Source organism: Sporomusaceae bacterium, from assembly GCA_031460455.1.
Classification (GTDB): Bacteria; Bacillota; Negativicutes; order Sporomusales; family UBA7701; genus Anaeroselena.
In genome coordinates this window covers 66,417-88,281 of sequence record JAVKTQ010000014.1, presented here as the reverse complement: position 1 = coordinate 88,281, position 21,865 = coordinate 66,417, and the positions used below count along the sequence as shown (strand labels likewise).

Below are 21,865 nucleotides of genomic sequence, written 5' to 3'. Positions count from 1 at the left end.
GCAATGGAAGGAATAATGGGTGAACTCATCTGGGGTATCGGCGCCGCACTTTTGGGAGCCGTCGTATTTTCCGGCGTCGGCCTGATCTCCGGCACCGACGAAACCGCCACCATCGCCCCCGTAACCCTGCTTGTAATCCTGCTCGGCTTCCCGCCGGTCGCCGTCCTGTCCTTCTTCATCGCGGCCGCCGTATCCAAACACATGACCCACGCCATCCCCACCGCCCTCATGGGCATCCCCGGCGACACCATGGCCGTTCCGATGCTGGAGCAGGCCACCATCCTGCGGCGTCTCGGCGTGCCGCACATCGCTCTGAGAAAAATGATCTCCGGTGCCATCCTGGCGGCCTTCATCGCGCTGCCTGTTTCGGTGGCCTTCGCCTCTGTCCTCGCCCCTTACGCCGATGTCGTCCGCAAGTGGGCGCCCTACATCTTCACCCTGGCGGCCCTCATCATTGCCTACACCTCCAGCGCCCGCTGGGCGGCCGTCTTTGCCTTGATACCCTTCGCGATCCTGCTGCAAGGTCTCAACAAATTCGCCATTGCCGGCGCCGGCAAAGGGCTCTTCATCAGCTTCTTCCTCGGCATCGCCATCGGCCCGATGTTCGCCGACCTCATCACCGTCCTGTCGCCGGTGGCCCGACAACGGCTCATGCGGACCGTGCCGCGCGAATTCTGGCTTGCTCCCGAGCTCAAAATGTGGGAAGGGTATTTTCCCAACCCGATTAAAATTCTCAGTGGCGGGCAGAAGCTCTATACAGCTATCGCCGCCTTCATTTCCTCGCTTACCTTCACGTTCAGCCCCGTCGGTATGACGGTCATGGTGGGCGAATTCGTCAGCTCGCGCGTCAAGAGCACCTACCAGCGGCTTACTACCTCGTTGGCAGTCATGAACGGCGTGACCGAGTCCACCTACATCGCCGAAACGATCATTCCCTTGATGGCTTTCGGCCTGCCACTCTCTCCCATGGCTCTCGGCCCGGCGGCGCCGCTGTTCAACGCCCCGCCGGTCTACACCCTCCAGCCGACGGTCAACAACCTCCATACCCTGCTTGTTCCCTATCAATATCTTCTCTTCGGGTTTATCGGCATCATCATGGCGGCGGTTGTCGCCTACCCGCTGTCGATGAATTACGCCCGCCGCGCCAGCGCCTGGGTGCTCCGCAACGTCAGCCAGGAAGCGATCATCAGCATGTTCACCGGCCTCATCGTCGTCCTGTCCTACTCCGAAGGCGGCTGGACAGGCGTCGGTGTCGCCATCACCATCGCCATAGTAGGCGGCATCCTCAACAAGTATTTCGGCATCCACACCGGTGTCCAGTACATGACCTACTATGCTTCCGGCTTCATCGTCCTGCAACTGTTCGGAGTCAAGTGATAAGGAGGCGACCATTCTTATGAAGAAAACCTCGATAGTTCCCGGTTTTTACAAACTCGACGTCGACGAGCGGATTAAAATCCTCCGCGACTTCGCCTCGCTCACGGATGACGACGTGGCCCTGCTCAAAGGCGAAAAAGGGCTGGCGCTCGAATCGGCGGCCAAGATGGTCGAAAACGTCGTCGCGAAAATGGAACTGCCGTTCGGCATCGCCGCCAACTTCCTCATCAACGGCAAGGAATACTTCGTGCCGATGTGCACCGAAGAACCGTCCGTCATCGCGGCCGCCAGCCATGCCGCCAAGCTCACGGTCAGCAGAGGCGGCTTCAAGACAAGCAACTCAGGCCCCGTGATGATTGCCCAGATCCAGGCGGTCAACATCAAGGACCCCTTCCAGGCCAAGCTCGCCATCCTCGAGAACAAGGACGAAATCATCGCCCGCGCCAACGCCATGGACCCCGTGTTGATCAAATTCGGCGGCGGCTGCCGAGACGTCGAGGTCCGCGTCCTCGACTCCGACCTCGGCCCGATGGTCATAACCCATCTTATCGTCGATACCCGCGACGCTATGGGGGCCAACGCCGTCAACACCATGGCCGAAGGGCTCGCGCCCTTCATCGAAAAGATTACCGGCGGTCGCGTATTTCTGCGGATACTCTCCAATCTGGCCGTCCGGAGGCTGGCCCGGGCCCGCTGCACCATCGCCAAGGAAGAACTGGGCGGCGAGGAAATCGTCGACGCCATCCGCTTTGCCTATTGCTTCGCCAAAGCCGACCCCTTCCGGGCGGCCACCCACAACAAAGGCATCATGAACGGCATCACCGCCGCCGTGCTGGCCACCGGCAACGACACCCGCGCCATCGAGGCCGGCTGCCACGCATACGCCGCCAAAGACGGAAGCTACACCTCGATGTCCGTGTGGGAGAAAGACGCCAACGGCGACCTTGTCGGCAGCCTCGAGTGCCCGATGGCTGTCGGCATCATCGGCGGCGCCACCGCCACCCACCCCCTGGCCAAACTCGCGGTCAGAATCCTGGGCATAAAGAATGCCGTCGAGCTGGCGGAGATCATCGTCGCCACCGGTCTCGCGCAAAACCTGGCCGCCATCCGCGTGCTCGCCACCGAAGGAGTGCAGCGCGGCCACATGGCGCTCCACGCCCGCAACATCGCCATAAACGCCGGCGTGCCCGCCGAGCTCGTCGACCAGGTAGCCGCCGTCATGGCCAAAGAGCACAAGGTCAATGTCGTCCGGGCCCAGGAAATTCTCGTGGAGCTGAAGAAAAAATGAGCGCCAAAATGAAGTTGCCCGCCAGAGTCGAAGTATGCGACATCACCGTCCGGGACGGCTTCCAGAACCTCGACACCTTCATTCCCACCGAAGCCAAGCTGTACCTCATTGAAGAACTGTCCCAGTGCGGCTTCAAAAACATCGAGGTGACCTCTTTCTCCAACCCCAAGCGGGTGCCGCAATTCCGCGACGCTGAGGCTGTCCTCAAGGGCATCAAGCGACGGCCGGACATCAGGTACCAGGCTGTCGCCCTGACGGAAGCGGCCGTCAAGCGGGCCGTCGAGGCGAAAGAAAAAGGGTACGGGCCGGACAAAATCGTCACAATGATCTCCACCAGTCAGAGCCACAATCTCGTCAACGCCGGGGAACTTCACGACCAGCACTTCCGCAACCTCGAGAAATGGGGCAGGATGATCAAAGACGCCGGCATGATTTTCTGCGGCACGGTCGGCACGGTGTTTGGCTGTCCAATCGAGGGGCCGGTGCCTCTGGCGCGGGCGTGGGAATTTGCCCGTCGCCACTTCGACATCGGCGTCGACGAAATCGAATACGGCGACACCACCGGCGAAGGCACGCCCGACCGGGTGTGGGAATTCTACGCCGAGCTGATGACGCGTATGCCGTGGCCGGATAAGCACATCGCGCATTTCCATGAATCGCGGGGTTGGGGCCTCGCCAACTGCCTGGCCGCCCTCCAGGCCGGCATCGTCCGCTTCGAAGCCTCCATGGGCGGCCTCGGCGGGCAGCCGGCCTCGATGGTCGACCGCGTCCCCGTCCTCGGCACCGGCGAATCCTATACCCCCAGCGACCTCACTGGCAACGTCCGCGCCGAAGACCTTGTCGTGCTACTCGACGAAATGAACATCGCCACCGGCATCGACGTCGAACGCTACCTCCGCATCGGGGCGACCCTGGAGAGAATTGTCGGCCGCCGGCTGCGGTCGTGGACTGTCCTCTCGGGACGGATTCCCAAAACCCCCACCCCGGTCATGGAGAAAGTCCGGCAGCGCTTCGCCGACCAAATAGCCAGCGAGAAGGGCTAAAAAAATTTACCCCAGGAACAAAGATGCCGCGGGCTGAAACGCCCGCGGCATCTTCATGCGACAATTAGTGCTCGACAAACCCAAAGAAGGCCGCGACGGCCAGCAGGTTTAAGCGCAGAGCGCCAAATTCTTCGCCGGCGCTGGCCACAGTCCGGTATCTGGTCGCCGGGTTCATGTTTTAGAATCTCACCGGCATAGAGTTATTGCTGCTTTTCTTATTTCATCAACAAGACCCGCCTTCCGCGCAGGGTTCCCCTTTCGAAACTATTATTAAAAGGGAAATGGCCTAAAATAACGAAAAAGTGACATATACGGGAAATAAGCACGACCGGTGAGCTAGGACACGATAAGTTCCAACAGCCTGAAAAATGCCGGGGGAGATGGCTATGGGAAAAACGCTGGTACTCGCTTTGGGCGGCAACGCGATCACGCGGTCATCGGAAAAGGGGACCAGAGACGAGCAGTGGTCTAACATCAAGGCTACCTGCAGCCATATAGCCGAACTGGCCAAGCAGGGAAACCGCATCCTCATCACCCACGGAAACGGGCCGCAGGTGGGCAACCTGCTGCTAAAAAACGAGCTGACCAAAGACGTCGTTCCCCCCATGCCGCTCGATGTGTGCGTCTCCAACACCCAAGGCTCGCTGGGGTACGCCATCTGCCAGAACCTCGGCAACGCTCTCGGGGCTCGGGGCTTAACAACGCCGCTTGCGGCCGTCATCACCCAGGTCGTCGTCGGCCGGGACGATCCCGCCTTCCAGAACCCGACTAAATTCATCGGCCCGTTCTTCAGCGAGCAGCAGGCCGCGGCCATCATGGCCGAAAAAGGGCACATTATGAAAGAAGACAGCGGCAGGGGCTGGCGGCGGGTCGTCCCGTCCCCCGAGCCTAAGGAGATAATCGAAAAAGACGCCGTCCGGGCGCTGCTCGACAAGGGCTTCATCGTCGTGGCCGGCGGCGGCGGCGGCATCCCGGTGGTGCGGACCGGCGACGGAACGCGCGGCGTGGAAGCCGTCATCGACAAAGACATGGCCGGCCAACTGCTGGCGCGCGATATCGGCGCCGACGCCTTCTTTCTCCTTACCGACGTCGAACGTGTCAGCATCAACTTCGGCAAACCTAATCAGACCGACCTGACCCGCATGACCGTTGAGGAGGCCCGCAAGTACCAGAAGGAAGGGCACTTCCCGCCCGGTAGCATGGGGCCGAAGGTCGAGGCCGCCATCCGCTTCGCTTCCACCGCACCTGGCAGACAGGCCGTCATAGTATCACTTGCAAAGGCTCACCTTGCATTCGGCGGCGAGAGCGGCACGGTAATAACCCTCTGACAGGTACCGGATTGAAAAGAAGCATAAGCTTGCCAACCGGCAAACTTATGCTTCTTTTTCGTGGCGATAGAATGGAATAGGGCTGGGGGGGACCATCTTTGACCTATGACAGCGATATTTTTGCCCGTTCTTTATTAGCAAGATACCTATAAGCAAAGGACAGCACGATTGCTAACGCGGCAAATATTACTGCGTAAAGAAACGCACCCTGATAGCCTCCCGAGGTCTTTTTCACATAGGCTACTAGCTGGGGACCTATCAACGCGGCAAAGGCAAACGCTGTGAATATCACATTATAATTATTCGGGAAATATTTCGGGCCAAATGTTTCGGCTGTAGTCGGTGATAACATCGATGCATATGCACCAAACGCCATAGGCACACACAATATCGCAATAACATATAAGGTTTCTGTTCTCACATACGCTAGCAAAAACATGGCTAGGACAGTGATTGCACCAACAATTGTAATTACATTTATACGTCCGATTAGATCTGAGATCCATCCCCAGAAAAGCCGGCCTACGGTCTGAGCAACAGCAAAAAACCCTACAATAAGTGCTGCCCTAGTTTCGTTCCATCCCAGAGAACCTTGCAATATCGGTGAACCTAACGCCAATATCATGCTTCCGCTGATTAGCCCCAATATAAACATGATCCATGTTACATAAAACAGCGGACTTACTAGCATCTCCCTAGTGCTCTTTTCAGATACCGAACCTGATGCAGGCTTTGCATTATTCGCTGAAGCTTGTGCGGTTGATATTGGCGGGCCGGTCCAATCCGACGGGATATCGAACAGGAATCTGGTTCCAACCAGCACTACTGCTGTCATGATAATGCCTAGATAACGAAATGCCATCGAGACATCACCGGTTGATTGGATGATGCTATTGGCTAGAGGAGCCCATATCAACGCGGCAGCCCCGTACGCAGCAGTATATAAACCGGCTGCCAGGCCCTTTTTGTCGGGAAACAACTGGACAACATAGGCGACCAAACTGACGTATATAAAACCGATACCACCGCCGACAAGAACGCCAAAACCTAAATACAATTCCCATATTGAACCCCGCATAATACTAAGATAGAGCATTCCCGCGCCATAAACGCAAGCACCGATAAAGTTATAATTGCTAATCCTTATTTTTGTCCGGAGCTTTGCGAATACTATCGGGATTATAGCAGAGAAAATAATATTTAAGGTATAAGCGAAGGAAATCTCAGCTGTAGACCAATGATATTTATTTGCCAGCGGAATCACATATACACTCCACGTATAAATAACGCCGGAAAAAAACGCACATACCATAGCGGCAATTAAAGCGATCCATCTTTTTTGAGCAAATTCCATGAAAGTCCTCATCTACTTTGTTACTCATATGTAGCATGTCTTTAGTGGCATTCTAACATGAAGTATATTTTCATACAACCGGAATAGTTGCGTTTGATCCCGTCGTTTACGACAATTAATTGGGTTCAGTCACATATCGTTAACGGGAAAAAGCAGGATTCATGCAAAATGTAAGGAACTAGCCATATAGAATATTGGGAATCTATGTCATACTGCCGCGGGCCGTTTCCGCCGACGGCAGAACCGTGCCAGACCAGTTTGGCTAGAAAGGGCTGGAGACAATGACGTCGAGCAAAAAAGCGGCCGACCTGACGTACGGAGTGGACGACAACCCGCCGATTATCGTTTCTCTGCCGCTCGCCTTTCAACAGGTCGTCCTGATGTCCATTGACCTGATCTTCCCGGTGTTAATCGTGCAGGCCATCGCTGGCAGCCTCCAACTGGCGCAAAGCTTCGTCAGCCTGACCATGCTCGCTCTCGGCGTCGGTACATTGCTGCAGTCCCTCCACAAAGGGCCGGTGGGCTCGCGCTATTTCTGCCCTCAGGAGGCGGGCGCCCTGTACTTCCCGGCGTCCGTGCTCGCGGTGCAGAAAGGCGGCATGCCGCTGCTGCTCGGCATGACCGCCCTGGCGGGGCTGACCGAAGTCTTATTATCGCAGATAATCCAGCGCTTCCGATCCCTGTTCCCGCCGGAGCTTGCCGGGCTGGTCGTCGTTATGATCGGCGTCACCATTATCCCCGTCTCGATAACCAACTTTCTCGGCGGCACCGACGGCACGACCGTCGACCTGCCCTCCTTGTATGTCGGCGCGATAACCCTCGGGGTGATGGTCGGCACCAATGTCTGGGGCAAGGGAATTATCCGCCAGTACTCCGTCCTTGTCGGCATGCTGGCCGGCTACCTGGCCGCCTACGCCTCCGGCAACCTCACCGGCGCCGACCTGTCGCACCTGGGCGGACTGCCCCTGGTGGCCGCCCCGGACATCGGCTTCATTGGCTGGTCGTTCGACCCCGGGCTCGTTTTGCCTTTCCTGCTTGCCGTCGTCTGCTCCTCGCTGAAGACCATCGGCAACATCACCACCTGCCAGAAAGCCAATGACCCCGACTGGAAGCGCCTCGACATGAAGACCACCAGAGGCGGCCTGTTGGCCGAAGGCGTTGCCACCATGTTCAGCGGGCTGATCGGCGGCATGGGCGTCAACACCAGCTCAGGCAGCATCGGCCTGTCGATCGCCACCGGCGTGACCAGCCGCCGCCTTGGCGTCTTTGTCGGGCTCATGTTTCTGGCGCTCGCGTTCCTCCCAAAAGCATCCGCGCTCGTGGCGGTCATGCCCAAGCCGGTTATGGGCGCCACCCTGATCGTCGTCATATGCTTCGTAATCGTCACCGGGTTTCAGATTATCCTTTCGCGGATGCTTGACGCCCGTAAAATCTACATCATCGGCCTGTCGCTGATATTCGGCCTCAGCGTCAGCATGGTCCCCGGCCTGCACCAGACCGCCCACCCCGGCCTGCAGCCGCTGTTCAACTCGGCCTTCTCCCTCGCCACCGTCACGGCCATCATCCTCAACCTCCTGTTCCGCATCGGCGTGGCCCAGCGGAAAACGGCCGAGATCGAACCGGGACCGGCGGCGTCGGAGGAAGTGTTCGAATTCATGGAAAGCGCCGGCGCCAGCTGGGGCGCCCGCCGCGACGTCATCCGCCGCGCCGAGTCGGCCCTGACCGAGTTCATGGAATCCGCCGGCGCCCTAGGCTTGGTCGACGGCAAGATCCAGATCGCCGCCAGCTTCGACGAATTCGACGTCGACGTCGACCTCAGCTACACCGGCAGGATGATGGAATTCAGCGCCGTCCGTCCTACCCCCAGCGAGCTGCTCGACGACGAAACCGCCTTCATCAGGCTGTCCGGCTTTATCATCCGCCAGCATACCGACCAGATCAAAACCTCCCTGAGCGACGGCACGTGCAAAATCCGGCTGCATTACGACCACTGATCGCCCGCAAACACGCGGGTCCGATGTAGTAGCCGTGGATGTTTTTGTAAGCGGCAACGTGGTGAAAAACGCAATGTCGGTGCTATAGACGAGCCGCAGGCGGTTAAACACCCAGGTTACAGGTGCCCGCGAATCTCCAGGTAATATATAAAACATCAATCCCATGAAATAATAGGTGCCTCTCTCCTCGCCGAAAAAATATCTCAAAAACCCTATTGACAACACGCACCCATACTGGTATATTGTATACAAAGTTACAAATCGGCGCGGAAAAGCGCGCCAAAAGGCACGAAGTTTACACTTTGACTACTCTGGTGCCCGTGACTGGTAAACAAAATATCGAACATCTACAGGTGATGATTGGGAGAAAAGGAACGGCCCAAACCGCTCAGAGAGCCGGTGGTTGCTGCGAACCGGTGCGGAGGTCGTATCCGAACAACTCGCCCATGAACTGTTTCGCTGAACGCACACGACCCCGTGCAAATAGGCGAAGACGTAAGCCGGGCGTTAGCCGGCAGCCGCTGATGGGCGGTGAGAGAGTACAGTGTAGGGTGGTACCGCGGAATATTCCGCCCCTATTGACGTCATTGATGTCAATAGGGGCGGTTTTGTTTTCGCCGAAACAAAAGGAGGAAGACCGACATGGACACAAGGACAATCAGGATATTCGACACGACGCTGCGGGACGGCGAACAGACCCCGGGCGTTACCCTCAACGCCGCCGAAAAACTGGAGATCGCCCAAATCCTCGCGAAACTTCGCGTCGATATCATCGAAGCCGGTTTTCCGGCTGCCTCCCCCGGCGACTTCGCCGCGGTCAGCGAAATCGCCGCCAAAGTTCGCGGGCCGATCATCGCCGGCCTGGCCCGCACCAACCCCAAGGACATCGAGGCCGCCGTCAACGCCCTCAAAAAAGCCGAACGGCCGCGCATCCACACCTTCATCGCCACCAGCGACATCCACCTGCAATACAAGCTCAAGATGACCAGGGACGAAGTGCTGGCCGCCGCACAGGACGCGGTCCGCCACGCCCGCAGGTTCGTCGACGACGTCGAATTCTCCGCCGAAGACGCCTCCCGCTCCGACCGCGACTATCTCTGCCAGGTCTTTACCGCCGCAATCGCCGCCGGCGCCACAACAATAAACATCCCCGACACCGTCGGCTACACCACGCCGGACGAATTCGGCGCCCTCATCCGCTACATCCGCGAGCGCGTCCCCAACATCGGACAGGCCGTCATCAGCGTCCACTGCCATAACGACCTCGGCATGGCGGTCGCCAACTCGCTGGCCGCCGTCATGAACGGCGCCGGTCAGGTCGAGTGCACCGTAAACGGCCTCGGCGAGCGGGCCGGTAACGCCGCCATGGAAGAAATCATCATGGCCTTCCACACCCGCCCCGAATACTACCGGGCCGCCACCGGCATCGACACCAGCCACATCTACCGCGCTTCGCGGCTGGTCAGCGTCCTCAGCGGCGTCGCCGTCCAGCCCAACAAAGCCGTCGTCGGCGACAACGCCTTCGCCCACGAATCGGGCATCCACCAGCACGGCGTCCTCAATAACGCCCTAACCTACGAAATCATGCGTCCCGAAACCATTGGCCTCAACCGCAACGCCCTCATCCTCGGCAAACTCTCCGGCCGCCACGCCCTCGAAGAGCGCCTCAAAACCCTCGGCTACGACCTCGAACCCGAGCGCATCAACGAAATCTTCGTCAAATTCAAAGAACTGGCCGACCGCAAAAAGATGGTCTTCGACCGCGACATCGAAGCCCTCGTCGCCGAAAAGGCGTCCGAGATGCCTGAATGGTACCGCCTCGTAAACCACCACGTCGTCAGCGGCAACCAGACAACCGCCACCGCCATGGTCAGAATCGAGACCGACCAAGGCTTCACCGAGCAGGCCGCCTGCGGCGACGGGCCGGTGGACGCCGCCTTCAAAGCGATTGAAAAAGCGGTGGGCTTCGCGCTCTGTCTCAAAGACTACCAGATCAAAGCCGTCACCTCGGGTGAAGACGCCCTCGGCGAAGCGACCGTATGGCTCGAACAGGACGGCCGGGTCATCAGCGGCCGCGGTCTCAGCACCGACGTCATCGAAGCCAGCGCCAAGGCGTACGTCAGCGCCATCAATAAACTCATCGCCACCTGCGGCCATCCGGCCGCCGGCGCGATTGCAGCGGGAGGAGAATAAACCCTATGGGCATGACAATGACGGAGAAAATCCTCGCCCGCCACGCGGGCATGGACAGCGTCGTCCCCGGCCAGCTCATCAAATGCCGGGTCGACCTCGTCCTCAGTAACGACATCACCGGGCCGCCGGCCATCGTCGAGTTCGAAAAAATCGGCCGCCCCGTCTTCGACCGGCACAAAATAGCCCTCGTTCCCGACCACTTCACCCCCAACAAAGACATCAAATCCGCCGAGCAGGCCAAATCCCTCCGCGACTTCGCCAAAAAGCACGACATTACCCACTACTGGGAAATCGGCCGCATGGGCATCGAACACGTACTCCTGCCCGAAGAAGGCCTCATCGCCCCCGGCGAACTCATCATCGGCGCCGACTCCCACACCTGCACCTACGGCGCCCTCGGCGCCTTCGCCAGCGGCGTCGGCCACACCGACGCGGGCGCGGCCATGGCCACCGGCGACACCTGGTTCAAAGTGCCTACCGCCATCAAAGTCGAGCTAACCGGCAAGCCGTCGCGCTGGGTCACCGGCAAAGACGTCATCCTCACCCTCATCGGCATGATCGGCGTCGAAGGCGCCCGCTACCAGGCCCTCGAATTCACCGGCCCCGGCGTTGCCGCCCTGACGATGACCGACCGCTTCACCATCGCCAACATGGCCGTCGAAGCCGGCGCCAAAAACGGCATCTTCCCCGTCGACGGCGCCACCGAAGCCTATATAGCCGACAAAGTCAAGCGGCGCTACACCGCCGTCGCCGCCGACCCCGACGCCCAGTACGCCCAGACCGTCGCCATCGACCTCGGCAGCCTCACCCCCACCGTCGCCATGCCCCACCTGCCGGAAAATGTCAAACCGGCGGCAGAACTTGGTCACATCGCCATCGACCAGGCCGTCATCGGCTCCTGCACCAACGGTCGCCTCGACGACCTTGCCCAGGCCGCGTCTGTCCTGGCCGGCCGTAAGATCCATCCCGACGTGCGGGCCATCGTCATCCCCGGCACACAGCAGATATACGCCGAAGCAATGGCCCGCGGCTACATCGCCACCTTCATCCGCGCCGGCGCCGTCGTCAGCACCCCCACCTGCGGGCCTTGCCTGGGCGGCTACATGGGCATCCTCGCCGCCGGCGAACGGGCCATCAGCACCACCAACCGCAACTTCCGCGGCCGCATGGGCCATGTCGACAGCGAGGTCTACCTCGCCAGCCCGGCCGTCGCCGCCGCCAGCGCCGTCACCGGCCATATCTCCGACCCCCGGGAGGTGATGAAATGATTCTCGAAGGAAACGTCTGGCGCTACGGAGACAACGTCGATACCGACGTCATCATCCCCGCCCGCTACCTCAACACCGCCGACCCCAAAGCCCTCGCCGCCCACTGCATGGAAGACCTCGACCCCACCTTCGCCGGCAAAGTCAAGCCGGGGGACATCATCGTCGCCGGCCGCAACTTCGGCTGCGGCTCCTCCCGCGAGCACGCCCCCCTCGCCATCAAGACCAGCGGCGTCACCTGCGTCATCGCCGACGGCTTCGCCCGTATCTTCTACCGCAACGGCATCAACATCGGCCTGCCCCTCGTCGAACTGGGCGCGGCCGTCGCCGAAATCAAAAGCGGCGACCGGATACGCGTCGACCTCGGCGGCGGCACCATCGAAAACCTCGCCAGCGGCAAAAAATTCGCCATCCAGCCGCTGCCCGGCTTCATCCAGGACATCGCTAAGGCCGGCGGCCTCATCAACTACGTCAAGGAGGAAAAGGCGTGAGCAGCAGAAAAATCGTCGTCATCCCCGGCGACGGCATCGGCCCCGAAGTCACCGCCGCCGCGCAGGAAATCCTCGCCCTCGCGGCCAGCAAAGCCGGCCTTGACCTCCAATACACCACCTGCCTCGCCGGCGGCGCGGCTATCGACGCGCGTGGCGTGCCCCTGCCTGAAGACACCCTGGCTGCCGCCAAGATCGCCGATGCCGTCCTCCTCGGCGCGGTCGGCGGGCCCAAATGGGACACCGTCGCCCCCGACATCCGTCCCGAGAAAGCCATCCTCGGCCTCCGCAAAGCCCTCGGCCTCTACGCCAACCTGCGGCCAGTCAAAGTTTCCGGCGCTTTAGCCGCCTACTCGCCCCTCAAGCCTGAAATCGTCACCGGCACAGACATCCTCATCGTCCGCGAACTAACCGGCGGCATCTACTTCGGGCCAAAATGCGAAAGCGAGACTGCGGACGGCGCGGAACGGGCCTGGGACACCGAAATATACAGCGTTCCCGAGGTCGCCCGCATCGTCAGGATGGCTTGCCAGGCCGCCAAAGGCCGCCGCGGCAAAGTCACCTCGGTCGACAAAGCCAACGTCCTCGCCTCCTCCCGCCTCTGGCGGCGGGTCGCCACCGCCACCGCCCAGGAAGCGGGCGTCGACATCGCCCATATGTACGTCGACAACTGCGCTATGCAGCTCGTCCTCGGCCCCAAAACCTTCGACGTCATCGTCACCGGCAACCTGTTCGGCGACATATTGAGCGACGAAGCGGCCGTAGTCGCCGGCTCCATCGGCCTCCTGCCCTCAGCCAGCATCGGCGACGGCCCCGGTCTCTACGAGCCCATCCACGGCTCCGCCCCCGACATCGCCGGCCAAGGCATCGCCAACCCCGTCGGCACCATCCTCTCGGCCGCCATGCTGCTCCGCCACTCCCTCAAGGCCGAAGCGCCCGCCGCCGCCATCGAGCAAGCCGTCGACGCCGTCCTCGCCGGTGGCTACCGCACCGCGGATTTGTACAGACCGGGACTGACGAAAGTATCGACCGAAGATATTGCTAAACTGATAAGCAAACAACTCCAATAGAAATACGCGAATTAACGAAAGGGGGTGATTGTGTGCGTATCTCAGGCGCCCAAATCATCGTCGAATGCCTCAAAGAACAAGGCGTCGACACCGTCTTCGGCTACCCCGGCGGCACAATCCTGCCGCTCTACGATGCCCTCCACGGCTCGCCCGTAAGGCACATTCTCACCGCCCACGAACAGGGAGCGGCCCACGCCGCAGACGGCTTTGCCCGCGCCAGCGGCCGGGTCGGGGTATGCATCGCCACCTCCGGACCGGGCGCCACCAACCTTGTCACCGGCCTGGCGGCCGCCTTCATGGACTCCGTTCCCGTCGTCGCCATCACCGGCCAGGTACCCACCTCCCTCATCGGCCGCGATGCCTTTCAGGAAGTCGACATCACCGGCATAACAATGCCAATAACCAAGCACAACTTCCTTGTCAAAGACCCCGCCAAGCTGGCCGAAACCCTTCGCTACGCCTTCCGCATCGCCGCCTCCGGCCGCCCCGGCCCGGTGCTTGTCGACGTCCCGCGCGACGTCCAGACCGCTGCCGTGCTGTTCGAGCCGGCCACCGCCCCGGACAGAGTGCCCTTCGCCATGAGCGGGGCTGTGCTGGCCCGCATCGACGCCGCGGCCGCAGCCATCGCCAGCGCCCGGCAGCCGGCCGTCATCGTCGGCGGCGGCGCCGTAGCTGCCGAAGCCTCGGCCGAGGTCGCCGCGCTGGCCGAAAGGCTCGCCTGCCCGGTCGTCAGCACCCTCATGGGCCTTGGCGCCATCCCCGCCTCCCATCCGCTCTTCCTCGGCCTTACCGGCATGCATGGCCACAAACCGGCCAACAACTGCATCCACGACGCCGACCTTATCATCGCCGTCGGCAGCCGCTTCAGCGACCGCGTGACAGGCGACCGGGCCAAATACGCCGCCGGCAAAACCGTCATCCACATCGATGTCGACCCGGCGGAGATAGACAAAAACGTCGCCGCCGGCATCGGTCTTACCGGCGACATGAAAACCATCCTCGCCTTTCTGAGCGCCAGGGTGCCCGGAGGTGACACAAAAGCCTGGTGGGAAAAGATCGCCGCATGGCAGGCCGATAACCGCTCAGAGTCCAGCGGAGAGCGTCTTACCGCTCCGTCGTTGTTCGCGGAAATTTCCGCCCAGACCGCCGGCGCCGAGTGCATATTCGCCACCGACGTCGGCCAGCATCAGATGTGGGCCGCCCAGCACCTCAAGATCGAAACCCCGCGCACCTGGCTTACCTCCGGCGGTCTCGGCGCCATGGGCTTTGGCTTGCCGGCCGCCATGGGGGCGCAGTTCGCCTCGCCCGGCAAACGCGTCATCCACATCGCCGGCGACGGCGGCTTCAAAATGACCGGCGCCGAGCTCTACACCGTCGCCGCCCACCGCCTGCCCGTCATCTCCGTCATCGTCAACAACAACGGTCTCGGCATGATCCGCCAGCTCCAGCACGCCTTCTTCGCCAAACGCTACACCGCCTGCGAACTGCCTGCCGTAGACTTCACCGCCTTTGCCGCCGCCTTCGGCATCCCCGCCGCCACCGCCGATACCCCGCAGGAATTTGCCGCCGCCTTCGCCGCCGCCCTTGCCTCGCCAGGCCCGCGGGTAATCGTCGCCAACATCGCCGCCGAAGACCTCGTAACCCCCATGGTGCCGCCGGGGGCGGCCATCAACGCCTATCTCGATATTTGAAAGGAGGTGGCCTAAGTGACCGTCAGCATCGACATGCAAGCAGTCGTCACCGCCGACGCCGAAGCCGAAGCCATACCGGGGGTCGACCCGCGGGCCGACGGAAATCTGCTGCGCCAGTCGCTCGGGGCATAACAAAAAAGAATAAAGAACTTATCAAAAAGTGTATTGACAAAAGTATTAAGTCCGTGGATAATGTATACAACATTACAATGATGTGATGTAAGGAAGTGCGTCTAGGGTTCCGCCGTTAACAAACGGGCCTGGACCGAGCGGCGCAGAATGCGATAACGCATTACACCGTGGGTATAAAAGACCCTGCGGGAAGTTTCTTACGAAAAACGTAGGAGACTTTTGCGCAGGCATTTTTATACCCCGAATTTTTGTATACAGTATTCAGTATGCCTGTACACAACGAGAGGAGGATCAGCGTGAAACACGTGCTGTCGATACTGGTCTACAATCAGCCCGGCGTGCTGGTCAGGGTAGCGGGCATGTTCTCCCGGCGGGGCTTCAATATCCACAGCCTGGCCGTCGGCACGACCCAAGACCCGAGATATTCGCGAATTACCGTGGTGGTGTGCGGCGACAACGGCATCCTCGATCAGGTCGTCAAACAGCTCGACAAACTCGTCGAGGTCGAAGCAATCCAGCTCCTGCCCCCCGAGGCCTCGGTACGGCGGGGGATCGCGATGGTCAAGATCGCGGCCGGCGGCGACAAGCGGGCCGAAGTCCTCAAACTCGCCGAAGTGTTCCGCGCCAACATCGTCGACATTTCCGAGCAAACGGCCACCTTCGAAATCACCGGCGACGACGACAAGATAGATGCCTTCGTCGACCTGCTCGGCCCCTACGGCATCCTGGAAACGGTCCGCACCGGCCTCGCCGGTCTGGCCAGGGGCGAGAGCAACATCCACCAGTACGAGAGGAGAGAATACTATGAGCAAATTGTATTATGATCTTGACGCCAACTGGGATATGATCAGCAGCAAGAAAATCGCCGTCATCGGTTACGGCAGCCAGGGCCACGCCCACGCCCTCAACCTCAAGGAGAGCGGCATCGACGTAACCGTCGGCCTCTATAAAGGCAGCAAATCCTGGCAGAAAGCCGAAACCGACGGCCTCAAAGTAGCCGCCGTCGCCGACGCCGTCGCCTGCGCCGACATCGTCATGATCCTCATCCCCGACGAAAGACAGGGCCAGGTCTACCGCGACCACATCGCCCCCAACCTCAAAGCCGGCGCTTCCCTCGCCTTCGCCCACGGCTTCAACATCCACTTCAGCCAGGTCGTGCCTCCCGGCAACATCGACGTCTTTATGGTCGCCCCCAAAGGCCCCGGCCACCTCGTCCGGCGGATGTACACCGAAGGCAAAGGCGTCCCCTGCCTGATGGCCGTCTACCAGAACTTCACCGGCAACGCCCAGGAAATCGCCCTCGCTTATGCACGGGGCATTGGCGGCACCCGCGCCGGCGTCCTCGCCACCACCTTCAAGGAAGAAACCGAGACCGACCTCTTCGGCGAACAGGCCGTCCTCTGCGGCGGTGTAACCGAGCTCATCAAGGCGGGCTTCGAAACCCTCGTGGAAGCCGGCTATCAGCCCGAATCGGCCTACTTCGAGTGCCTGCACGAAATGAAGCTCATCGTCGACCTCATGTACGAAGGCGGCATCGGCATGATGCGCTACTCCATCAGCGACACCGCCGAATTCGGCGACTACATGACAGGCAGACGCATCATCCCCGACTCGACCCGCGCAGAGATGCGGCAGATCCTCGCCGAAATCCAGAGCGGCGAGTTCGCCAAAAAATGGATCCTCGAAAATCAGGCCAACCGCCCTGTCTTCAACGCCATGCGCAGGAGCGAGGCCGAGCACCAGATCGAAAAAGTCGGCAAAGACCTCAGAGCCATGATGCCCTGGCTCAAGAAATAACAGCCAGCTTCTCGGCGGATACCGAATAAAAGGCAAGGAGGGATCGTGATGGAACGTTTAGTGCATGTTGGCGGGATCAGCGACGACCTTGGCGGCGTCGACCCGCACGCGGACCAGAACCTGCTGCGCCTCGCCGGAATCGCCTAGGACCTCTTCTCCTTAACGGATTAATACTACGATAAAAGTGATGATCGGGACGGGTATGCGACCAGCAGTCGCCGCAGAGAGCCGGGGGAGGTGAGAGCCCGGCGCGGCTGCCGCATATCAGATCACCCGTGAGCTCTTCCCCGACGGCCTCAGGCCCTAGACGGAAGCGCGACCGCGCGTTACAGCGGAGCCGGCTGATGGGCCGGTATGAAGAGTTATAAACGATAGGGTGGTACCGCGGATACCCGCCCCTATCGGCGCCTATGCGCCGATAGGGGCCTTTTATTTTCCGGGCTTGGCAATAGCCAGGCATCTTGTATGGAGGTGCAGACATCATGCAGCTAACCGGAGCGGAGGCTGTCGTAAAAAGCCTTGTGGAAGAAGGCGTCGATACCGTATTCGGCTATCCCGGCGGCCAGATCATGCCGCTTTATGACGCGCTCTACGACGCGCCCCTCAGGCACATCCTCACCGTCCACGAGCAGGGGGCCGTCCACGCCGCCGACGGCTACGCCCGCGCCAGCGGCAAGGTCGGGGTGTGCATCGCCACCTCAGGCCCGGGGGCGACCAACCTCGTCACCGGGTTGGCCGCCGCCTACCTCGACTCGGTGCCGCTCGTCGCCATCACCGGCCAGGTGCCCACCGGCATGCTCGGCCGCGACTCCTTCCAGGAAGTCGACATCACCGGCATCACCATGTCGGTCACCAAGCACAACTTCCTTGTCCGCGACGCCGCCCGCGTCCCCGAAGTTATGCGCCTGGCCTTCCGCATCGCCCGCTCAGGGCGGCCGGGGCCGGTGCTTGTCGACCTGCCGCGCGACGTCCAGCAGGGCCTTATGACCTTTTACCCCGCCGAACCTGCACCCGCCAAGCGTAACGGGGACGGCGCGCGGGCAGAAGAGGCGCTCAGGCGGGCGGCGGCGGCGATAACGGCGGCCCGGCGGCCGGTCATGGTCCTGGGCGGCGGCGTCATCCGCGGCCAGGCCAGCCGCGAGGCGTCGCTGCTTGCCGAAAAGCTCGGCCTGCCGGTCGTCAGCACCCTCATGGGACTCGGCGCTCTGCCGTCCACCCATCCCCAGTGGCTCGGCCTCACCGGCATGCACGGCCACGTCGCCGCCAACCGCACCGTCCACGAAGCAGACCTCGTCATCGCCGTCGGCAGCCGCTTCAGCGACCGCGTCACCGGCGACCCCAAACGCTACCCGGCCGGCAAAACCTTTATCCACCTCGACATTGACCGCTCCGAAGTCGGCAAAAACGTCGCCAGCCACATCGCCCTCATCGGCGAACTGCGGCCGCTGCTTGCCAGCCTCGCCGCCCAGGCCGCCGCAGGCGACATCGCCGACTGGAATGGCGCCGTCGCCGCCTGGCGGGAAGAAAACAAACCCGAATACTGCGCCGACAGCCTCAACGCCCCCTGGATAATGCGCGAGATCTCCCGCCACGCCGCCGGCCAGCCCGTCGTCTTCGCCACCGATGTCGGCCAGCACCAGATGTGGGCCGCCCAGCACATGTCCGTCGACGCCCCCGGCACCTGGCTGACCTCCGGCGGCCTCGGCTGCATGGGCTTCGGTCTCCCCGCCGCCATGGGGGCTCAGGTCGCCGCTCCCGATCACCGCGTCATCCTCGTCGCCGGCGACGGCGGCTTCAAGATGACCGGCATGGAGCTCTACACCCTCGCCGCCTACAACCTGCCGGTGATCGCCGTCGTCATCGACAACCGTTGCCTGGGCATGGTTCGCCAGTGGCAGCAGCTCTTCTACCGCGAACGTTACTCCTCCAGTCTCGCGCCACGGGAAATGGACTTCGCCGCCTTCGCCGAAGTGTGCGGCGTTCCCGGCAGGCGGGTCGCCACCCCGGCCGAGTTCACCGCCGCCTTTACCGCCGCCTGGCAGGCCGGTGGGCCGGCCGTCATCGCCGCCGACATTGCGACAAAGGATATTGTGACGCCGATGATTGCCCCCGGAGCCGCCTTGAACGAATTTGTAAAGTAAGCGGCTGTTGTAGGCCCCCATCCGCATTGTTAGTCCTGCCCGGCAGATGGGGGCTTCTGAACGGTCGCGGCGCAATGCAAAAGAAGGATAGAGGGTTTTTTGTAGCGGGGGGAAAACATAATATATAGAAGAAACCTGTCGGAAGGTGCCTTGCCCATGACCGCTACCAACCGGAACAAAGCCACGATAACGCTGGGGCTGGTTTCTTTCGGCTTCATCGCCAGCCATCCCTTCGCCCACACATTTACCGGCGGCCTGCTGGCCAGCGGCTTCAGCGCCGCCATGGTCGGCGGTCTGGCCGACTGGTTCGCCGTGTCCGCCCTCTTCCGCCGCCCCCTCGGCATCCCCTTCCGCACCGCGCTCATCCCCCGCAATCGCGCCCGCATCACCGAGGCCATCATCGCCATGGTCGAGGACGAACTCTTAACCCGCGAAAACATCCGCGCCACCATCGGCCGCTACGATATCGCCGCCCTCGTCGTCCGCTACCTCGCCGACTACGACGGCAAAGCCCGCATCAGCGAATTCCTCGCCAAGATAGGCGACGACGCCGTCGGCCAGATCAACCCCGACAAGATCGGCCACTTCCTTGCCGCCCTCGTCCGCGACAACGCCGGCCAGATAAAGCTCGCCCCGCTGCTTTCCCAAACGGTAGAATGGTCGGTCAGGCACGGCTACGCCGACCGGCTGGCCGACTTTATCCTTGGCGAGCTCGAAGCCCTTATCGCTCAGCCTCAGGTGGGCGAACTGCTCGCTTCCTTCATCGGCGAGGCACGGCAGGCCTACGAGCGCGACCTGCGCCGCCGCCAGTTCGCCGGCCAGTTCCTCGAGGGACTGGGCTTCACCCCCGCCGCCATGGCCGCCATCGCCCAGCGAGAAGGCGGCCAGCTCCTGCGCGCCCTCCGGGATTCCGTCCACCCCTGGCGTGAAAACCTGCGCCAGTGGGCGCTCGCCCTTGCCGTGCGCCTCAAAAACGACCCCGACCTGCAAGAGCGGGTCGAGCGGGCCAAAAACGAATGGCTGGCCGGGCGGACCGACCTGGCCGAACACATCGGCGGCGGCGTGGCCGTCATCCTCAAGGCGGCGGCCGGCGACACCGGCCGGGCGGTCATCAGACGCTGGCTGACCGCCCAGGTGGACCGCCTGGTGTTCGCTTTCAGAGACGACGCCGGCCAGCAGCAGGCTCTCGCCCAACTTCTCCGGCAGGCGCTTATGGCGTTTATCGACACTCATCACGCCCACATCGGCACCATGGTCCGCGAACGTCTCGACCAATACTCGTCCGCAGCGCTGGTAGAATTCATCGAAGGCCGGGTCGGCAACGACCTGCAGATGATTCGCATCAACGGCTCGGTCGTTGGTGGGTTGGCAGGCATGCTCATCTTCCTGCTGACCCACTGGTGGTAACCGTGGGCGCCGCCGCTTACCGCCGCAAAGCCGACAGAGTGCTGGCGCTTGTCTTCGCCCTGTTCGTGGCCGCCGCTGCGGCCAAATACCGCTATCCGGATACGCTGGGCGTAAAAGTGCTATTCATTGTTGCCGAAGCCGCTCTCGTTGGCGGGATCGCCGACTGGTTCGCCGTCACCGCTCTCTTCAGGAGGCCGCTTGGCTTCCCCTGGCACACCGCCCTCATTCCCAGAAGCCGCGACAAAATCGTCACAGCCATCGCCGGAGCGGTTCAAAACGAACTGCTCAGCAAAGAATCCATCAAACGGCGCCTTGTCGGCGTCCGGCTTGTTGACGTCATCGTCGGCTGGCTCGAAGAAGGAAATCGTCAGGCGCTGCTGCCCGATCTGGCCGCCCGCTACGCCCAGTCGGCCTGGGACAACCTCGACATCCCCGCCACCGCCCGCTACGGGCAGAAATGGCTCAAGGCCATCCTCCACGAAGCCGACCTGGCCGCCTACAGTCGCCGGGGGCTCGCGTGGCTGCTCGCCAGCGGCCGGGCCGACCGGATAACAGAGCAGCTCCTGGCCGAAATAACCGCCGTCGCGGCCCGCGACAGCACCCGGCAGGCCATCGGGCGCTACCTCGAACAATACGCGCAAAACGCAGCCCGCAGCTGGTGGCAGAAGCTTGTCCTCAGCCTGGCCGAGGCAACCGACACCCTCAACACCGCCGAAGCCGCCGCCGTCCTTCACGCCGAACTCCTGCTTCTCCTCGGCGACCTCGCCGCCGCCGATCACCCCGTCCGCGCCTGGATGCGGACCAGGCTGGCAGCGGCCGCGGACCGCCTGGGCGACGACCCGGTCTGGACGACAGGTCTCGACGCCTGGCGGAAGGGGCTTGCCGGCCGGCTGCGCCTCGAAGAAGCGCTGACTGCCGTCGGCACCCTGGCGGTCCGCAACGCCCCGCCCGACTGGCCGTCGGCGTGGGCGGCCCGCCAGGCCGACAAACTGTGGGCGGCCTTCAAGGCCGACGACGCCATGCGGGACTGGGTGGAAGAACAGCTTCAGACCGCTTTGAGCCGCTTCATCGACAGCGAGCACGACCTCGTTGCCGCCGTCGTCAGGGATGCGCTCGTACGCCTCAGCGACGAAGACCTCAACATGTTCATCGAAGACAAGGCCGGCGAAGACCTTGCCTGGATACGCATCAACGGCTCGGTCGTCGGCGGCGTCGTCGGGCTGCTGCTGTTTCTGTTTCTCCACTATCTCTATGACCCGTACGTAGTGCCTTTGGTTCATTCAGTACTAAGATAAAC

16 protein-coding genes and 1 other annotated feature are annotated in these 21,865 nt (G+C 61.8%); of the genes, 15 read left to right on the top strand and 1 reads right to left on the bottom strand.

Going from position 1 to position 21,865, the window contains the following annotated elements; genetic code table 11:
- The first annotated feature begins 3 nt into the window (after positions 1 to 3).
- From RIN56_16865 to arcC, 4 genes are all read left to right on the top strand, one after another.
- The gene (locus RIN56_16865) at positions 4 to 1,377 is read left to right on the top strand and encodes a tripartite tricarboxylate transporter permease (GenBank protein MDR7868474.1); all 1,374 of its coding nucleotides are present in this window, start codon (positions 4 to 6) and stop codon (positions 1,375 to 1,377) included.
- The gene (locus tag RIN56_16860) at positions 1,334 to 2,665 is read left to right on the top strand and encodes a hydroxymethylglutaryl-CoA reductase, degradative (GenBank protein ID MDR7868473.1); all 1,332 of its coding nucleotides are present in this window, start codon (positions 1,334 to 1,336) and stop codon (positions 2,663 to 2,665) included. Before RIN56_16865 ends, RIN56_16860 begins: the two co-directional genes overlap by 44 nt.
- Complete coding sequence (locus tag RIN56_16855; GenBank protein MDR7868472.1) at positions 2,662 to 3,708, top strand: hydroxymethylglutaryl-CoA lyase; 1,047 nt, start codon at positions 2,662 to 2,664, stop codon at positions 3,706 to 3,708. The genes RIN56_16860 and RIN56_16855 overlap by 4 nt, the downstream gene beginning before the upstream one ends.
- 386 nt (positions 3,709 to 4,094) lie before the next feature.
- Entirely contained in the window at positions 4,095 to 5,036 is a 942-nt protein-coding gene (arcC, locus tag RIN56_16850; protein ID MDR7868471.1) for a carbamate kinase, read from the top strand.
- A 103-nt stretch (positions 5,037 to 5,139) separates the two neighbouring features.
- Here arcC and RIN56_16845 read toward each other — a convergent pair whose 3' ends face one another.
- Positions 5,140 to 6,390: an MFS transporter gene (locus RIN56_16845; protein ID MDR7868470.1), complete on the bottom strand. Its 1,251-nt coding sequence runs from the start codon at positions 6,388 to 6,390 to the stop codon at positions 5,140 to 5,142.
- Positions 6,391 to 6,671: 281 nt separating this feature from the next.
- Between RIN56_16845 and RIN56_16840 the strand changes: the two genes are divergently transcribed.
- From RIN56_16840 to RIN56_16790, 11 genes are all read left to right on the top strand, one after another.
- Positions 6,672 to 8,384, top strand: coding sequence for a solute carrier family 23 protein (locus RIN56_16840; GenBank protein MDR7868469.1), 1,713 nt, complete (start codon positions 6,672 to 6,674; stop codon positions 8,382 to 8,384).
- Positions 8,385 to 8,731: 347 nt separating this feature from the next.
- Positions 8,732 to 8,964, top strand: a binding site (T-box leader).
- A 62-nt stretch (positions 8,965 to 9,026) separates the two neighbouring features.
- Entirely contained in the window at positions 9,027 to 10,577 is a 1,551-nt protein-coding gene (locus RIN56_16835; protein ID MDR7868468.1) for a 2-isopropylmalate synthase, read from the top strand.
- Positions 10,578 to 10,582: 5 nt separating this feature from the next.
- Entirely contained in the window at positions 10,583 to 11,845 is a 1,263-nt protein-coding gene (gene leuC, locus RIN56_16830) for a 3-isopropylmalate dehydratase large subunit (protein MDR7868467.1), read from the top strand.
- Positions 11,842 to 12,333, top strand: a complete 492-nt coding sequence (locus tag RIN56_16825) for a 3-isopropylmalate dehydratase small subunit (GenBank protein MDR7868466.1) — start codon at positions 11,842 to 11,844, stop codon at positions 12,331 to 12,333. The genes leuC and RIN56_16825 overlap by 4 nt, the downstream gene beginning before the upstream one ends.
- Entirely contained in the window at positions 12,330 to 13,400 is a 1,071-nt protein-coding gene (gene leuB / locus RIN56_16820) for a 3-isopropylmalate dehydrogenase (GenBank protein MDR7868465.1), read from the top strand. The genes RIN56_16825 and leuB overlap by 4 nt, the downstream gene beginning before the upstream one ends.
- A gap of 32 nt (positions 13,401 to 13,432) precedes the next feature.
- The gene (gene ilvB / locus RIN56_16815; protein ID MDR7868464.1) at positions 13,433 to 15,091 is read left to right on the top strand and encodes a biosynthetic-type acetolactate synthase large subunit; all 1,659 of its coding nucleotides are present in this window, start codon (positions 13,433 to 13,435) and stop codon (positions 15,089 to 15,091) included.
- A 428-nt stretch (positions 15,092 to 15,519) separates the two neighbouring features.
- Positions 15,520 to 16,047, top strand: a complete 528-nt coding sequence (ilvN, locus tag RIN56_16810) for an acetolactate synthase small subunit (GenBank protein ID MDR7868463.1) — start codon at positions 15,520 to 15,522, stop codon at positions 16,045 to 16,047.
- Positions 16,028 to 17,020, top strand: coding sequence for a ketol-acid reductoisomerase (gene ilvC, locus RIN56_16805; GenBank protein MDR7868462.1), 993 nt, complete (start codon positions 16,028 to 16,030; stop codon positions 17,018 to 17,020). Before ilvN ends, ilvC begins: the two co-directional genes overlap by 20 nt.
- Before the next feature lie 482 nt (positions 17,021 to 17,502).
- A complete protein-coding gene (ilvB, locus tag RIN56_16800; GenBank protein ID MDR7868461.1) occupies positions 17,503 to 19,161 on the top strand; it encodes a biosynthetic-type acetolactate synthase large subunit in 1,659 nt (552 codons plus the stop codon).
- Positions 19,162 to 19,317: 156 nt separating this feature from the next.
- Positions 19,318 to 20,568, top strand: coding sequence for a DUF445 domain-containing protein (locus RIN56_16795; protein MDR7868460.1), 1,251 nt, complete (start codon positions 19,318 to 19,320; stop codon positions 20,566 to 20,568).
- Positions 20,562 to 21,863, top strand: coding sequence for a DUF445 domain-containing protein (locus RIN56_16790; GenBank protein MDR7868459.1), 1,302 nt, complete (start codon positions 20,562 to 20,564; stop codon positions 21,861 to 21,863). The genes RIN56_16795 and RIN56_16790 overlap by 7 nt, the downstream gene beginning before the upstream one ends.
- Positions 21,864 to 21,865: the final 2 nt, after the last annotated feature.